We start from the raw sequence: 287 nt of genomic DNA, 5'->3' as shown, positions 1-287 counted from the left end.
TAGGTTGGTAGTTATAATATAAAAGCTAAAATGAATACCAAGAATTTACCTAATGACATTATAAAATGGTGGGAAAGTAAACGATGGCTATTTAACTTACTAAATGCTTTATTTGGTGTTATAGGTTTAATAAGTTTTGCTGACTATTTTCAAATAGAAGAAGCTATAGGACTAGTTATCTATATTGTAACAGCAAACGTCTTGTATTCCTCAGGAATGCTTTTAGAAATTGCTGATTTTTATTATTTTATTGACACCTAATTTATTATTAAAATAATAAAAATCAG

The 287-nt window shown here is 26.1% G+C and carries 1 protein-coding gene; it reads left to right on the top strand.

Annotated elements, in window-relative coordinates; all coding sequences use genetic code 11:
- Window positions 1-30 precede the first annotated feature (30 nt).
- The gene (locus tag V6251_RS15365) at window positions 31-261 is read left to right on the top strand and encodes a hypothetical protein (RefSeq protein WP_341589024.1); all 231 of its coding nucleotides are present in this window, start codon (window positions 31-33) and stop codon (window positions 259-261) included.
- Window positions 262-287: the final 26 nt, after the last annotated feature.

Source organism: Olleya sp. Ti.3.14 (assembly GCF_038154885.1).
Lineage (GTDB): Bacteria > Bacteroidota > Bacteroidia > Flavobacteriales > Flavobacteriaceae > Olleya.
Note: the sequence above shows the minus strand (reverse complement) of the source record. Positions and strands in the feature narration are given on the sequence as shown.